The organism is Cytobacillus sp. IB215316, assembly GCF_033963865.1.
In the GTDB taxonomy this organism is placed as follows: domain Bacteria; phylum Bacillota; class Bacilli; order Bacillales; family SM2101; genus Nanhaiella; species Nanhaiella sioensis.
Genome location: NZ_JAXBMC010000003.1, coordinates 44,555 through 60,959 on the forward strand (window position 1 = coordinate 44,555; position 16,405 = coordinate 60,959).

The following is a 16,405-nucleotide window of genomic DNA, read 5'->3' on the forward strand; positions in this document are numbered from 1 at the left end:
ATTTTGAAATAAATTATTGTCAATATGAACATATGTACATATAAATATTATAGAAAAGGTGTGATATTGAATGACTGACAAAAAAGATCACATTGATATAAAAACAGCTTATGAGGAATTAGATGAAGAAACGTTATTTATCGTTTCTCAAACGTTCAAAGCGTTATCTGATCCTACAAGAATTCGAATTCTACATTTGTTATCAGCTCAAGAATGCTCAGTAAATGAAATTGCTGATAAATTAGGCTTACTGCAATCAACTGTATCTCATCAGTTACGCTTCTTAAAAAATTTACGTTTAGTGAAATACAGAAGAGCAGGCACAACTTTATTCTATTCTCAAGACGATGAACATGTAATGGATATTCTTGAACAAACTATAAACCATGCTCTACATCATTAGAATAGTAAAAAGGAGCTAGACAATGAAAGAGTACAAAATTGAAGGTTTGAGCTGCGCGAATTGTGCAGCTGATATGGAAAAGCAGATTAAAGGGCTAGATCATGGTGAATCAGCTGCCTTATTATACAACTCATCTAAGTTAAAGGTTGATGAAAGCATCGACCTCAACAAAGTTAAAAAAATTCTTGCTAGTGATGGTGCAGCCCTTATAACGACTCAAGATCATGATCATTCACATGCCCATTCCCATAACACACATAAAATAAAGGTGTACTTAGGGATTTCTACGACATTATTTTTGTTAACGATTTTATTTGAATCATCAATACCAACGCTACTAGCTGTTTCGTTATATCTTGTGGCAATTGTCATCAGCGGGTATCAAACATTTATAAAAGGGGCTAAAAATTTGGCTCGTTTTAAATTCAATATTGATACGTTAATGACGATCGCTTTAATTGGAGCAATTTCAATCGGTGAATGGAAGGAAGCGACAATTGTTGCCATCTTGTTCGGTTTAAATGAATACCTTGAAGGTCTCGGTATGGAAAAGGCCAGAAAATCAATGGAGAAATTACTACAAGTTGCGCCAAAAGATGCAATATTAATTAAGAATGGTGTTGAACAAGTCGTTCCTATTTCAACTTTAACAGAAGGTGATATCGTTCTAGTGAAGTCTGGGGCAAAAATACCTTCTGATGGTGTAGTAATTGATGGGAAAAGCTCGGTAAATGAAGCAGCGATTACTGGTGAATCATTACCAGTAGAAAAAGAAGCAAGCACCAATGTGTTTGGTGGCAGCATTAATAATGAAGGTGTCCTTAAGGTGAAGATTTTAAAAGCATATGAGGATTCATCCTTGGCCAAAATCTTACACCTTGTGCAAGAAGCACAGGAAACGAAGACACCAACTGAGCAGTTTATTAACAAATTTGCTAAGTACTATACACCAATTATCATGATCATTTCTTTACTTGTTATGCTTGTACCCCCATTGTTATTCGGGGATGCTTGGGGACCATGGCTTTATCAAGGTTTAGCTGTATTAATCGTAGGCTGCCCTTGTGCATTAATATTATCTTCACCAATTGCGATAGTATCTGGGATTACACGCAATGCACGGAACGGTATTCTCGTAAAAGGTGGTGTTTTCCTAGAGCAGTTGGGGAAAATTGAATCCATCGCATTTGATAAAACAGGTACGTTAACAAAAGGACAACCTCACGTAGAAACAATTATCGAGTATGATAACAATTTGTTAAACATTGCGGGAGCTGTTGAAAGTAAATCTTCACATCCACTAGCAAAGGCGATCATGAAAAAGGTAGCAGAAAAAGATATAGCTTACGTTGAAGCAGATGACATAGAAACGGCCACTGGCCGCGGAGTCATTGCGAAAATTAGTGATAAAACTTATTTTGTCGGTAATGAAAAAAGCATGCCTCACATACACTTTGTTGAAAAAATACAGTTAGATATTGATCGCCTAAAGAGCGAAGGGCTCACACTAGTTATCGTCGCTGATCAACAGCATGTATTAGGAATCTTTGGTATATCTGATGAAATACGTGAGGAAAGTAAACATGTTATGAAAGAGCTTCACAAAAAGGGTATAAAACATACCATTATGCTTACAGGGGATCACGGAAAAACAGCTGAAAAGGTAGCAGGAATAGTAGGCGTAACAGATTATTATGCAAACCTTCTTCCAGAGGAAAAAGTCGATAAAATAAGAAATATACATGACCATGGAAAAGTAGCGATGATTGGTGATGGTATAAATGATGCACCTGCTCTAGCGGTCGCTGATCTTGGTATAGCGATGGGAAAGGGAACAGATAGTGCGATTGAAACGGCTGATATTGTTTTAATGCAAGACCATTTAGGTAAACTACCAAGCGCTGTATCCATTGCGAAAAAGGTGAATAGAACGATCAAACTCAATATCACTTTAGCACTAGGATTAAAAGTCATTGCGCTCTTATTAACAATACCTGGCTGGCTTACTTTATGGATTGCCATTCTAGCAGACATGGGCGCCACAATCCTCGTGACACTCATCAGCTTAACAATTATGCTAGAAAAATAAGGGGTCTGACACCTGCTGCGTTTATGAGTTGGAGCAGTTAGGGTCAGACCCTATAGCTTTGTATCCGCTTATTGATTTTGAATAAATTCAGTAATAAGTAAATTCTTTTCCGGTAATAAAAATAGCTCCTATTGTAGAGATGAGACCATAATTATCCCCAAAAACCTTTCAGAAATGTCTAGCTCAAAAAAGCTACTATTATACAATAAATACCATACTGTTGGATGAATAAATGAAGCTTTTTCTTAAGTGTAAATAACAATTTATTAATGTTTACTTTTCCCTGTGCGTACCAAGTTTTCTTTAAAACTCTACATAATGCCATTCTACGATAAATAACAGAAACCTCTAAAAAATATACGAGCTATACCACGAGTGCAAAACTGTTCATTTCATTTTCATCCATTTCAATTCTATATTAATAAAAAATGTTGTTTCGTACTAACATATAAACACGTATACATCTATCGTTGAAGTTATTAAAATTATTGGTCTCATAGGAATAATAGTAATAAAGTTTACGAAAAGTGCCCTGTTATTTTCTTTCTTTTATGTAATGGGGATTTGCTAAAAAAACGAATATAAGTTCGTATTTTTGTTTAATTAATGATAAAATATGGTACAATGATAATACAACTATTACGGGATTGGAGGCTTTCATCAAAAATGAATCAGTTCGAGTTAGTCTCAGCTTTTAAACCGTCTGGTGACCAGCCACAGGCAATTACTGAAATTGTAGACGGTATTAAACAAAAGAAAAAGCATCAAACATTATTAGGGGCAACTGGTACGGGAAAAACGTTTACGATCTCTAATGTAATTAAGGAAGTTAATAAACCTACTTTAATTATTGCTCATAATAAAACGCTTGCAGGACAGCTATATAGTGAGTTTAAAGAGTTTTTTCCTAATAATGCTGTAGAATATTTTGTTAGTTATTATGACTATTATCAACCTGAAGCGTATGTTCCACAAACGGATACTTTTATTGAAAAGGACGCCAGTATAAACGATGAAATTGATAAGCTGCGTCACTCAGCAACTTCTTCATTGCTAGAACGGAAAGACGTTATTATTATTGCGAGTGTATCTTGCATTTATGGTCTAGGTTCTCCAGAGGAATATAGCGAGCTGGTCGTATCATTACGTGTTGGAATGGAAATTGAGCGTGATCAAATGCTTAGAAAACTCGTCGATGTTCAATATGATAGAAATGATATTGACTTTAAGAGAGGAACGTTTCGCGTACGTGGAGACGTAGTTGAAATCTTTCCAGCATCACGAGACGAGCATTGTATGCGTATAGAGTTTTTTGGAGATGAAATTGATCGTATACGTGAAGTCGACGCTTTAACAGGGGAAATTATCGGTGAACGTGAACACGTGGCTATTTTTCCTGCATCACATTTCGTAACACGAGAAGAAAAAATGCAAATTGCCATGAAAAATATTGAACAAGAGCTTGAAGAGCGTTTGAAAGAGCTTCGTGACAATGACAAATTACTTGAAGCTCAAAGAATAGAGCAACGTACTAGATATGACCTGGAAATGATGAGGGAAATGGGTTTTTGTTCTGGTATTGAAAATTATTCGCGTCATTTAACACTCCGGGAAGCGGGATCTACACCATATACGTTGATCGATTATTTTCCTGATGATTTTCTAATTGTTATTGACGAATCACATGTGTCATTACCACAAATTCGAGGAATGTTTAACGGTGATAAAGCTCGAAAACAGATGCTCGTGGATCATGGTTTTAGGTTGCCATCAGCATTAGATAATCGCCCTTTACGTTTTGAAGAGTTTGAGGAGCATGTAAACCAAATAGTCTATGTATCGGCGACACCTGGTCCGTATGAGTTAGAGCATTCCCCTGAAATGGTTCAACAGATCATTCGTCCAACAGGGCTTTTAGATCCATTAATTGATGTGCGCCCCATTGAAGGACAAATCGATGACCTAATCGGGGAAATTCAAGTGCGTATAGCGCGGAAGGAACGCGTGCTAGTTACAACATTGACAAAGAAAATGTCAGAGGACTTAACAGATTACCTCAAAGAAATAGGTATAAAGGTTACATATCTCCACTCAGAGATTAAAACGCTCGAACGAATAGAGATTATACGTGATCTCCGACTAGGTAAATTTGATGTCCTCGTTGGTATCAATTTATTAAGGGAAGGTTTAGATATACCGGAAGTTTCTCTAGTTACTATTTTAGATGCCGATAAAGAAGGGTTCTTAAGATCGGAAAGGTCGCTAATCCAGACGATGGGAAGGGCTGCACGTAATGAAAATGGTAGAGTCATTATGTATGCTGATCATGTGACCAACTCAATGGATATTGCAATCAAAGAGACGAAGCGGCGCCGTGAAATACAAGAAGCTCATAATAAAAAGCATGGCATTACGCCAAAAACAATAAGAAAAGAAGTTCGAGATGTCATACAGGCAACTTATGCAGCGGAAAATCAAGAAACTTACGAAACAGACAAGCCAAAAGTAACAATGACCAAAAAAGAACGAGAAAAGCTAATTGCAGATATGGAAAAAGAAATGAAGGATGCTGCAAAAGCGCTCCACTTCGAACGTGCGGCTGAACTGCGTGACATATTGATCGAGTTAAAAGCGGAAGGATGAAAATAAGAGCATGGTAAAGGATAAAATCATTGTCAAAGGAGCTAGAGCTCATAATCTAAAAGACATCGACGTCACAATACCAAGAGACCAGCTTGTTGTCTTAACTGGTCTTTCTGGTTCAGGTAAATCTTCGTTAGCATTTGATACGATTTATGCGGAAGGCCAACGGCGCTATGTTGAATCATTATCAGCATATGCACGTCAATTCTTAGGACAAATGGACAAACCTGATGTCGATGCAATCGATGGGCTTTCTCCGGCCATATCGATAGACCAAAAAACAACAAGTCGTAACCCTCGTTCAACAGTCGGTACAGTTACTGAAATATATGATTATTTAAGGCTATTATATGCTCGTGTAGGTCGTCCGGTATGTCCTAATCATCATATAGAAATTACATCTCAAACGATAGAGCAGATGGTTGATCGCATTTTGCAATACCCTGAGAGAACGAAAATGCAAGTTCTTGCTCCAATCGTTTCTGGGCGTAAAGGGACACATGTGAAAACTTTTGAGGAAATTAAAAAGCAAGGTTATGTTCGTGTTCGTGTTGATGGGGAAATGACCGAGCTTACAGAAGATATAACATTAGAAAAAAACAAAAAGCACTCAATTGAAGTCGTCATCGATCGGATTGTCATCAAGGATGGCATTGCTTCAAGGCTATCAGATTCACTAGAAACGGCTTTGAAGTTAGGTGAAGGTAAAGTAATCATTGACGTAATAGGCGAAGAGGAGCTGTTATTTAGTGAGCTTCACGCATGCCCGCATTGTGGATTTTCAATAGGGGAATTGGAGCCGAGAATGTTTTCATTCAACAGTCCATTTGGAGCGTGTCCAAGTTGTGATGGACTAGGTACCAAGCTTGAAGTAGATCTTAATTTAGTCATTCCTAATTGGGATCTATCATTACTAGAACATGCTATTGCTCCGTGGGAACCACAAAGCTCTCAATACTACCCTCAATTATTAAAGGCTGTTTGTGATCATTACGGAATAGATATGAATGTCCCAGTAAAGGACATACCAAAGCATTTGTTTGAGAAAGTACTGCATGGTAGTGGGAATGAAGAGATCTATTTCCGTTATGAGAATGACTTTGGGCAAGTGCGCGAAAATCATATTATTTTTGAAGGGGTCATACCTAATATTGAGCGTAGATATCGTGAAACGAGCTCGGATTATATTCGTGAGCAAATGGAAAAGTATATGGCACAGCAGTCTTGCCCAACATGTAAAAGCTATCGCTTAAAGAAAGAGAGTTTAGCTGTTTTAATAGATCAGAAGCATATTGGTGAAATTACTTCTTTTTCCATTACAGAAGCGTTGGATTTCTTTGAAAACCTTAAATTGACTGACAAAGAAATGACAATAGCTAATATGATTTTAAGAGAGATTAGTGAGCGCTTAGGCTTTTTAAACAACGTTGGACTAGATTATTTAACTTTACACCGGTCAGCTGGAACACTTTCTGGGGGAGAAGCCCAAAGAATTCGTTTAGCGACACAGATTGGTTCAAGGTTAACAGGTGTTTTATATATTCTAGATGAACCTTCGATTGGATTGCATCAACGTGATAACGACCGCCTTATTCAGACGTTAAAAAACATGAGGGATATCGGTAATACATTAATCGTCGTGGAACACGACGAGGATACTATGCTAGCAGCTGACCATTTAATTGATATCGGCCCAGGTGCAGGAATCCACGGTGGGGAGGTTGTTTCTGCAGGTACGCCTGAAGAAGTTATGAATGATCCAAAATCATTAACTGGTCAATACTTGTCGGGAATCAAGTTTATTCCTCTACCAACAGAACGTCGTAAGCCGGATGGCCGTTATATTGAAATCGTTGGTGCAAAGGAAAATAACTTAAAAAATGCGAAAGTCAAAATTCCTTTAGGTACATTTATATCTGTTACAGGTGTGTCTGGATCAGGGAAAAGTACACTGATTAACGAGGTTTTACATAAATCATTAGCCCAAAAGCTTCACAAGGCAAAATCAAGACCTGGAGAGCATAAAGAAATTAAAGGAATTGACCATTTGGACAAGGTTATTGACATTGATCAATCACCAATCGGAAGAACTCCACGTTCAAACCCAGCTACATATACCGGTGTGTTTGACGATATTAGGGATGTATTTGCCGCAACAAATGAAGCAAAGGTTAGAGGATATAAAAAAGGGCGTTTTAGCTTTAATGTTAAAGGTGGTCGCTGTGAAGCGTGCCGTGGTGACGGAATTATAAAAATTGAAATGCACTTTTTACCTGATGTTTATGTTCCTTGTGAGGTATGTCATGGGAAACGCTATAATCGTGAAACGTTAGAAGTGAGGTATAAGGATAAGAATATATCAGAGATATTAGAAATGACTGTAGAGGATTCACTCTCTTTCTTTGAAAATATTCCTAAAATAAGACGGAAGCTTCAAACGATCTACGATGTTGGTTTAGGTTATATCACGCTTGGACAGCCTGCTACGACGTTATCAGGCGGTGAGGCTCAGCGGGTAAAATTAGCATCGGAACTACACCGACGCTCAACGGGAAGGTCTCTTTATATTTTAGATGAGCCAACGACTGGTTTACATGTAGATGATATTTCAAGGCTATTAAAGGTACTTCAAAGACTTGTAGAAAATGGAGATACAGTTTTAGTTATTGAACATAACCTAGATATTATTAAAGCAGCTGATTATTTAATTGATCTTGGCCCTGAAGGTGGAGATAAAGGTGGGAAAATTATTGCAACAGGGACACCTGAACAGGTAGTTAAGCAAGACGATTCTTATACTGGAAGATATTTAAAGCCTATTTTAGAACGAGATCGAAAGCGTATGGAAGAAATGATAAAAGAAAAAGAGGAGCTTGTCCTGAAAAAATAAGGCTGCTCGTAAACTTAAAGGCTTAATTATATTGGCAAGATGTGTGTATGTGCGGTTATCATCGTTTTATAAATACGAAAATCTAAATAAAGGATTATATTTAAGACACTGGGATAAATCCCAGTGTCTTTTGCTCGTTAAGTATTAAGCTCCTAAAAATAGAACTAGGAATATGCCTAACGGGATGAGAAAGCGAACGCTAACATACCAAAATCGAAATAAATAGCTCCCAACCTGTGATGAAACATTAAAACTTTTTTCTAGTATTGGGCGAGATACTTGGTAACCGACAAATAACGAAATAAGTAATGACCCCACAGGTAGAGATATGTTGCTTACAAAGTAATCTGCTAAATCAAATATTGTTTTATTAAATACTTTGATATCTTTCAACATTCCAAATGATAATGCTGACGGGATACCTACAATGAAAATAATGATCCCACCAATCCAAGTAGCGACTTTTCTTTTTTCTTGTTGTTCTTTAATCAGCGCAGCTACGATGATTTCTAAAATTGAAAAGGAGGAAGTTAACGTTGCAAATAATAGCAATAATAAGAATGTTGTTAGAAATAAACCGCCAAAGGCTAACTCATTAAATACAGCAGGTATAACGACAAATATTAGTCCTGGACCAGTATCTGGCTCAAAACCAAGAGAAAAAACAGCTGGAAATATAGCTAGTCCTGCTAATAAAGATATGACAATATTCAATGTTACAATCCATGACGCTGATTTAACAATATTTTCTTCTTTAGGTAAGTATGAACTATATGTAACCATGATGGAAATTCCAAGGCTTAATGAAAAAAGTGATTGCCCTAATGCTAGAAAAACGGTCTCTTTTGTAACTTCTCCTACATTTGGCTGTAAGAAAAATTTTACCCCCTCTATCGCACCATCAAGTGTTAATGAGCGGATAACTAAGATGATAAAAAGAAGAAATAGAGCCGGCATCATAACACGGCTAGCTCGTTCGATCCCTTTTTGTATCCCACCTTGCACAACAAGTATAGTTAAGAGAATAAATGAAAATTGTGCAATCGTTGCTTCTAGTGGACTTGCAATGATTGAATCAAATAGTTGTCCATAAGATTCTGTTGGAAGGTTGCTCAACTTCCCCGATGCACTTCTAATCAAATATAAAATGATCCAGCCACCCACAACACTATAAAAAGATAATAATATAAAACTTGCAATGACACCTAAATAACCAATTCCGTACCATAGGGATCGAGGGGCTAATTGTCTAAAAGCGGAGATGGCATTTTTACCAGTTGCTTTGCCAATGACAAACTCAGCCAACAACATAGGCATGCCGATAAGAAGTGTAAAAAGTAAAAACAGGAGAAAGAAAATCCCGCCCCCATTTGTGCCGGCCATATATGGAAACTTCCAAACAGCTCCTAGCCCGATTGCTGAGCCTGCAGCTGCTAAAATAAAACCTAGCTTTGAATTCCATTGTTCTTTCTTCATGATGTATAAATCACCTTTCTTTACGATATGCTAAAAGCTCTTTTCGTATGGTTCATTGTTGTTAACAAAATAACAATGATATATTATACCCTTTTGTCAGAGGTTTATAGTAGAAAAGATACGTGTTTACTGCTGTCAATACGAAAATAGCCAAGCTAAAAAAGTTAATGAATACATTAACATGAAACACAATCGAATTCAAATTAGCCTTGAAAAGTGAACGAGTATTAGTAAGCGTGAAATGTGATGAGCTCCCTACCCATATATAAAGGTCTTATTTTTCTACGCTCTATTCATTGTTATTATTACTTGACTTTTTATCCTAATATTGGATATGCCACGAACTTAAGTGGTATCCCGTTAAATTCCTTCGTAAGAAAGACAACAACCAAGGCGAATCTCTATAACAAAAAGGTCTGCACCCTTGCTGTGCTATGCAGCGTGGGTGCAGACCTTGAATATAGGTTGTTAAGAAACCGATGAAGGAACTAAGCATGCATGTGATTAGTAAGCTCCTGAGGAATAATTGTTCTTACATTTTAAATTGACTAGACTTTTCACTAAGTTCATTAGCCAATGTCACTTGCTCATTCGTGTAATCCGCTATTTCCTTCATCGAATCGACTTGTTTTTCAAAACTGCTGGAAATCTCTTGCATAACAGCGCTTGTTTGCAAACTTGTTGCACTTGTTTCGCTTACGTTATTTTGGATCATAGTCGCCTTTTCTTGAACGTCTATAAGGTTATTATTTATTAGTGCTAGTTCCTCTAGCATAGCATTAAAACGAATACTAACGTCTTCAAAGCTATTCATGACGATTGTTGTATTTTTACCATTTTCTTCATTTTTATTATTTGCAAATTGTAATAATTGTTGGAAATTAGCCATTTTATCAACATTCACTTTCACAACTTCTAAAATTTGTTTAGAAACTTCTGATGTTTGTGTTGATAAGTTTCTTACCTCTTCTGCCACTACATTAAAGCTTTTACCATCTGCCCCTGCTCTATTAGCTTCAATTGATGCATTTAAGGACACAATTTTAATGCTGGAAGCAATATTTACAATTTGTTTAGATAACTCATCTATATTTTCGAAACTGGACAATAACTCTGTAAATGAAACTAATAATGTGTTGTTCGTTTCTTCTACGTCTTTAGAATTATTTGAGACATTAGCTAAACTCTTAGAAAAAGAGTTAATCTCATCATCTGTTTTAGTTACATTCTTCTTAAACATGTCCAACGATTCAACCGTTACATGGAGTTTATCTGTTAATTCAGTTACGTGTAGTAAAGAATCCTCAGCTGCACTGGCTTGTTGATCTACCCCTCTAGTTATTTCCTCTACTGCCCCTGCAGTATTTTCAATATTGGTATTACTACTTGTCATATTAGTCTTAGTCTTTACAGAAAGGTTCTGTAATTTCTCAACAAATTCTTTTATATCCAAAAAGGTTGTTTTCAATACTTCTACTAAACCATCAATATTATCAGCTAGTTTGCCTAATTCATTCTTTTTATTTGAGCCTGTACTAATTCTAAAATCAGCAGATGATAAGCCTTTGTATTTATTAATAACCTTTACAATATCCTTAGAAGTGCTTATATAAACCCAGCTAGCAAAAGAAATGATAAGTATAACTAATGTAATAGAGAATATGATGACTGTGAAAATGATGTTCTCAGCAAGCTTTTCTAACTCTGTTTCAGTTTGTAAAAGGTATTGGAAGGAGGCTCTGTCATGAGTTGAAAATGCTTGCATTAATGTAAGGTAGCTATTTTTTTCTAAATCATAGTCTATTAAAAAGGTTTCTAAATCAAAATTAAGCATTTGCTCTCTTATAGATTTTAAACTGGATTCAAATTGACTGTAATTTTTTATTATGCTATCTAGGTGTTGTGAATCTTCCGTGCTGTAATAATCTAATAACGGGTTTTCCGTGAATTGGTTTAATAAACTATCAATCAGTTCCATCGATTTATCTAAATCTGTAACCATTGATGCATCATACGATTTAGAAAAATCGACAACGATCCCATGGGCTTCATCAATTTTGCCAAGTATGAAATGTAAATCCTCAATAACGGCTAAACGATTATTGTATTTCTCTTCAATGTGACCTTTATAGCTGTTCATACTTACAATGGGGCTGATGGCTAATGTGATAACAGTAATTGTGACAAAAACCATGAGTAAAATGAGCTTCATTCTTATTGTCATATCAAAGATTTTAGTAAAAAAAGAACGCATAAATAAATTCTCCTCCTATAAATTATTGTGAGCCAACTAAATCAAGCATCATTCTCATGTACGTGAGTAATTTATTGTTCGTTATAATTGAATGCGTTTCCAATTAGGTGTATCGAAAAAATTCTTTGCCTTGCTAATTTGCGTACAGAAAAAAATTCGTAAAATATGTGAGATAGTGCATGCTGTTTAGTTCCTTAGGACTAATTAATAGAAAATATGTAAAAAATATCCGGATTTTGTCGTATAATATTTGTCCGTACCGAAACAATTCGGCATAATTTGATAAAATCCCTCTATTCACGAAATTTTTATCTTATTTATTTTACCATTTTGTAAAACACATAAGGAAAAAATATTTTATTTTTAATAGCTTTTCACTAAATTGACAAGATGTCCCATTAGTTGTGTTGTAATCAAACTTTTTTCCTATAAAAATAAGGACAACTAATAGAGAATTTAATATTTAACCATCATTTATTAATTTTTAAATAGTTTTAGGAAAATTCATGAAACTTCTTCTGGCTCATATTCGTATAATAGGCTAAAGGAGATGATGTCATTGTGGATATAAATAAATTATTGTCTTCATTAAGTTATTTCAGCGTGTTTTTTGCACCATTTTTATTTCCGATTGTTGCATATTTTGTAACTGAAAGTAATGAAGTTAAATCACATGCGAAGAGTGCTTTTGTTTCACACCTATTACCGTTTGTATCTATCATACTTGCTATCATTATTGCATTTATAGATATATTTTCTGGAGGTGTAGCTTTTACAACAGTATTTTGGCCAATAGTCATCATTATCATTGTAAATGTAGGAGTAGTTATTTGGAATATTATTAGAGGCATCCAAGTACTGATTCAATAAACTGTAAGTAAAATAGAGTGAATGGAGTATTTTTATAGGTCCAATCTCTACTGAAAAATTAGCTTAATAAAAAACTTTAATTAAAAAAATCGAAGAGAAAAGTGAGGGTGTTTTAAATGGTTGAAGATCGTAAACGGATATTGAAAATGGTTGAAGAAGGTAAATTATCACCGGATGAAGCGTTAACACTTTTAGAAGCACTAGATGATCAGAAGGAAAAGGGAAAAGCGGAGCAAGTAGTAATTACGGACTTATCGACAGATATTGACTATGAAAATGCTCAACAACGTCCGTACAGTCATGAAACAAAGCAAGCTTCAACGAAAGAAAAACTCATTGATTTCATGAATACAGCAGTAAAGAAGGTGAAGAATTTAGATTTAGACTTTAATTTTGGACCTTCGGTTGACGTTCATCATATCTTTCAAAATTCGAATGTATTCATTGATAAGGTTGATTTAGATGTGTATAACGGGAGCGTTGAGCTAATACCGTGGAATGAAAATGATGTTCGAATTGAATGTGAGGCGAAAGTATACAAAGTCGAAAATAATGAAGAAGCAAGAAGAGTATTTTTACAAGACGTGTTATTTTCCACTGATAATAGTCTAATGCGTTTTGCTGTTCAGAAAAAACAAATGAAGGTTCATACAAAAATTTATATTCCTGAGAAAGATTATAGCCAGATCAGAATTCGGGTATTCAATGGGCCGGTTATTAGTACAGGGTTTAAGGTGAAAGACTATAAAGCAAAAACATCTAACGGTTCAGTGACATTAGAACGCATGCATGTCGATGAGATGGAAATTGAGACCACAAATGGAGCTGTTGACGTGTTCGATAGCTATAGTCGGAACTGTGAGGCTGAAGTAGTTAATGGTGGTATTAATGTTAGAGGTAGCTTTGAAAGAGTAGACCTACAAAGTGTTACTGGAAGTATCAAATGTAAGATAAACAGTGAAAAAGCACATACCGTTTTTGCTAAAACGACAACGGGTAGTATAGATATAACTGTCCCAGACGGATTGACAATGGAAGGTGATTTGAAGTCAAGTGTAGGGAAAGTAAAATGTTATGTGCCTAATATGAATATTATTGAGGAAAAAGACGAAATTGTACAAAAAATATTAAGGTTTACGGTGAATGATAAGGCAACTGAACCGCTTCATTTATTTGCTGATTCAAAAAGTGGCTCAGTACACGTTACTACACATAGTAACGATTAATGAGGATTACTTTTCTACGAGGCTGGGACATAACTTAAGTGTTTAACTAAAATTCCGAACAAAGTAATAACTTAGCGGATGAAATATACGTAGACTCCTGCGGGATGAAAAGCAACGGCTAGACCCCGCAGAGCGTAGCACGAGGAGGCTTGCCAGCTTCCCGCGGAAAGCGGAGTATATTTCAGGAGCGGCGTAACTAGAACTACAACCATTGTTCGGTTTCTATTTAGTTAAAATACTTTTGTCCCAGCCTCTTTTATCGTTTATAGATCACTTCAATTAAGGGTCTGATAGATATTAATTCGAAGCACCTTCAGCCACTCCCCTTCATACGAAAAAAGTCAATAAGTGCTTTTATGGATGGAGACTCAAGACTTGTAAGGTTTGCTAAGCCCTTTTGGCTGTCTAGCTTCAGCGTCTCACTTAGAGTCGCTTCAACTTTTTAAATGTGTCTTCAAATGAAAAGGATCCAGTACTGTTTAGGGGTTTCATGGCGCTTAGGCATTTCTTCTTTGTCTAGCTTTGCCTCCTAGTCCTTCGAGGCTACTTCAGCATTTCATTCGAAGTCAAAAAACGCCTTCAAATGAAATGCTTCCAATGCTAGTCGGGACTAATCTATAGGCTTTGGCATTTCTTCTTTGTTAGTAGGGAAAAAAACTGATAAAATAAAGAAAGTGTTTGTGAGTGTTCAAAAAGGAGGGTTTCTATGCCTAAGGTTAGAACGATAGACATTATAGATAAGTTTCAGTTAGAGTTGATAAGTGGGGAAGATGGGATAAATAGACCGATTATTACGAGTGATTTATCTAGACCTGGGATTGAAATGGCGGGATATTTTACTTATTATCCAGCAGAACGAATACAGCTATTAGGTAAAACAGAGCTTTCATTTTATGATAAGTTAACAAAATCGGAAAAACAGCTTCGTATGAATAAATTATGTACTGATATTACCCCAGGAATTATTATTTCAAGAGATTTGGACATTCCTGAAGAGTTAATTGAAGCTTCTGAGCGTGAGGTAGTACCTGTTATGCGTTCATCAATGAAGACAACACGCTTAACGAGCCGTTTAACAAACTACTTAGAAAGTAAGCTTGCACCTACAACTGCGGTTCATGGTGTGTTAGTAGACATATACGGTATAGGTGTGCTAATTACAGGAAAAAGCGGTGTTGGAAAAAGTGAAACTGCTCTTGAATTAGTGAAGAGAGGGCATAGACTAGTTGCTGATGATTTAGTTGAGATTCGTGAAGAAGACCAAAACACGTTAATAGGAAACGCACCAGATCTGTTGGAACACTTACTAGAAATTCGTGGCTTAGGAATTATAAATGTCATGACATTGTTTGGTGCGGGAGCAGTTCGGAATTTTAAAAGAATTTCTTTAGTGATCACGTTAGAGCTTTGGGATCAAGCTAAACAATATGACCGTGTTGGTCTTGATGAAGATAAAATGAAAATTATTAATTCAGAAATAACACATTTAACAGTTCCTGTTCGTCCAGGAAGAAATTTAGCAGTCATTATTGAAGTAGCAGCTATGAATTTTCGATTAAAGAGGATGGGTATGGATGCTGCAGAGCAATTTTCAAATAGATTAGCTGATGTCATTGAAGATAGTGAAGAGCTATAAGGTATACATATTTAATGTAGAAATAAATATTAGGAGTTGAGAGGATGGAAGAGCAAATACAGCCGTTAGATCGTGTTTTTCTTGAACTTGGTCCATTGTCGATTCAATGGTATGGAGCGATCATCGGTATTGGTGTCATTTTAGGTTTATATTTAGCTGTCAAGGAATCTGAAAAGAGAGGTCTTCATAAAGACACGTTTGTAGACTTAGTATTATTTGCAGTACCAATTGCTATTATTTCAGCAAGACTTTATTATGTTATTTTTAAGTGGGATTATTACTCAGAAAATCTTTTAGAAATTGTTATGATTAATCAAGGTGGCTTAGCCATTCACGGTGGTTTAATTGGGGCGGTGTTAACGGCTATCGTCTTTGCGAGGAAAAAAGGTATTTCTTTTTGGAAGCTTGCAGATATCGCTGCACCGAGTATCATTTTAGGACAAGCGATCGGTAGATGGGGGAACTTTGTTAATCAAGAAGCACACGGTGGTGTTGTGACAAGGGAGTTTTTGGAGAACCTACAGTTACCAGACTTTATAATCAACCAGATGTATATTAACGGAGCGTATTATCACCCAACATTTTTATATGAGTCAATTTGGAGTTTCACTGGATTTATTATTTTACTACTGCTAAGAAAAGTTAATTTAAAACGTGGTGAGCTATTCTTAACGTATATCATTTGGTATTCATTTGGCCGCTTTTTCATTGAAGGAATGCGAACAGACAGCTTAATGCTGACTGAAAGCTTACGTGTTGCGCAGTTTATCTCGTTGTTATTAATTGGTTTTGCAATTGTCATGATTATAGTCCGACGAGTAAAAGGGTATGCAGATAAACGGTATAAAGATTCATAGAAGCTTAACAGCATAATAAGTGACGTTCATAGTGAACAAATGTTAAAGCAATTGGGTATTT

10 protein-coding genes are annotated in these 16,405 nt (G+C 35.9%); 8 read left to right on the forward strand and 2 right to left on the reverse strand.

Annotation, left to right across the window (positions count from 1 at the left end; genetic code table 11):
• Positions 1–70 precede the first annotated feature (70 nt).
• The 4 genes from SLH48_RS07305 to uvrA all read left to right on the forward strand — a co-directional run bounded on the left by SLH48_RS07305 (position 71) and on the right by uvrA (position 8,025).
• Positions 71–403, forward strand: coding sequence for a metalloregulator ArsR/SmtB family transcription factor (locus SLH48_RS07305; protein WP_320207574.1), 333 nt, complete (start codon positions 71–73; stop codon positions 401–403).
• Between the two features lie 22 nt (positions 404–425).
• Positions 426–2,492, forward strand: coding sequence for a heavy metal translocating P-type ATPase (locus tag SLH48_RS07310; RefSeq protein ID WP_320257619.1), 2,067 nt, complete (start codon positions 426–428; stop codon positions 2,490–2,492).
• Positions 2,493–3,158: 666 nt separating this feature from the next.
• Positions 3,159–5,135, forward strand: coding sequence for an excinuclease ABC subunit UvrB (gene uvrB, locus SLH48_RS07315; RefSeq protein WP_320257620.1), 1,977 nt, complete (start codon positions 3,159–3,161; stop codon positions 5,133–5,135).
• Positions 5,136–5,145: 10 nt separating this feature from the next.
• Complete coding sequence (uvrA, locus tag SLH48_RS07320; RefSeq protein ID WP_320257621.1) at positions 5,146–8,025, forward strand: excinuclease ABC subunit UvrA; 2,880 nt, start codon at positions 5,146–5,148, stop codon at positions 8,023–8,025.
• Positions 8,026–8,169: 144 nt separating this feature from the next.
• Here the strand turns inward: uvrA and SLH48_RS07325 are convergent, their stop codons facing one another.
• Together SLH48_RS07325 and SLH48_RS07330 are read right to left on the reverse strand one after the other, a co-directional pair.
• Complete coding sequence (locus SLH48_RS07325) at positions 8,170–9,501, reverse strand: sodium-dependent transporter (protein ID WP_320257622.1); 1,332 nt, start codon at positions 9,499–9,501, stop codon at positions 8,170–8,172.
• A gap of 532 nt (positions 9,502–10,033) precedes the next feature.
• Positions 10,034–11,755, reverse strand: coding sequence for a methyl-accepting chemotaxis protein (locus SLH48_RS07330; RefSeq protein ID WP_320257623.1), 1,722 nt, complete (start codon positions 11,753–11,755; stop codon positions 10,034–10,036).
• A 561-nt stretch (positions 11,756–12,316) separates the two neighbouring features.
• Here SLH48_RS07330 and SLH48_RS07335 point away from each other — a divergent pair.
• The 4 genes from SLH48_RS07335 (at position 12,317) to lgt (ending at position 16,344) form a co-directional block, all read left to right on the forward strand.
• On the forward strand, positions 12,317–12,625 hold the full coding sequence (locus SLH48_RS07335) for a DUF4870 domain-containing protein (protein WP_214484226.1): 309 nt from the start codon (positions 12,317–12,319) through the stop codon (positions 12,623–12,625).
• A gap of 116 nt (positions 12,626–12,741) precedes the next feature.
• On the forward strand, positions 12,742–13,851 hold the full coding sequence (locus tag SLH48_RS07340) for a DUF4097 domain-containing protein (protein ID WP_320257624.1): 1,110 nt from the start codon (positions 12,742–12,744) through the stop codon (positions 13,849–13,851).
• 706 nt (positions 13,852–14,557) lie between these two features.
• On the forward strand, positions 14,558–15,487 hold the full coding sequence (gene hprK, locus SLH48_RS07345; protein WP_320257625.1) for an HPr(Ser) kinase/phosphatase: 930 nt from the start codon (positions 14,558–14,560) through the stop codon (positions 15,485–15,487).
• 44 nt (positions 15,488–15,531) lie between these two features.
• Positions 15,532–16,344 (forward strand): prolipoprotein diacylglyceryl transferase, encoded by an 813-nt coding sequence (gene lgt / locus SLH48_RS07350; protein ID WP_320257626.1) that lies wholly within the window; start codon positions 15,532–15,534, stop codon positions 16,342–16,344.
• Positions 16,345–16,405 lie beyond the last annotated feature (61 nt).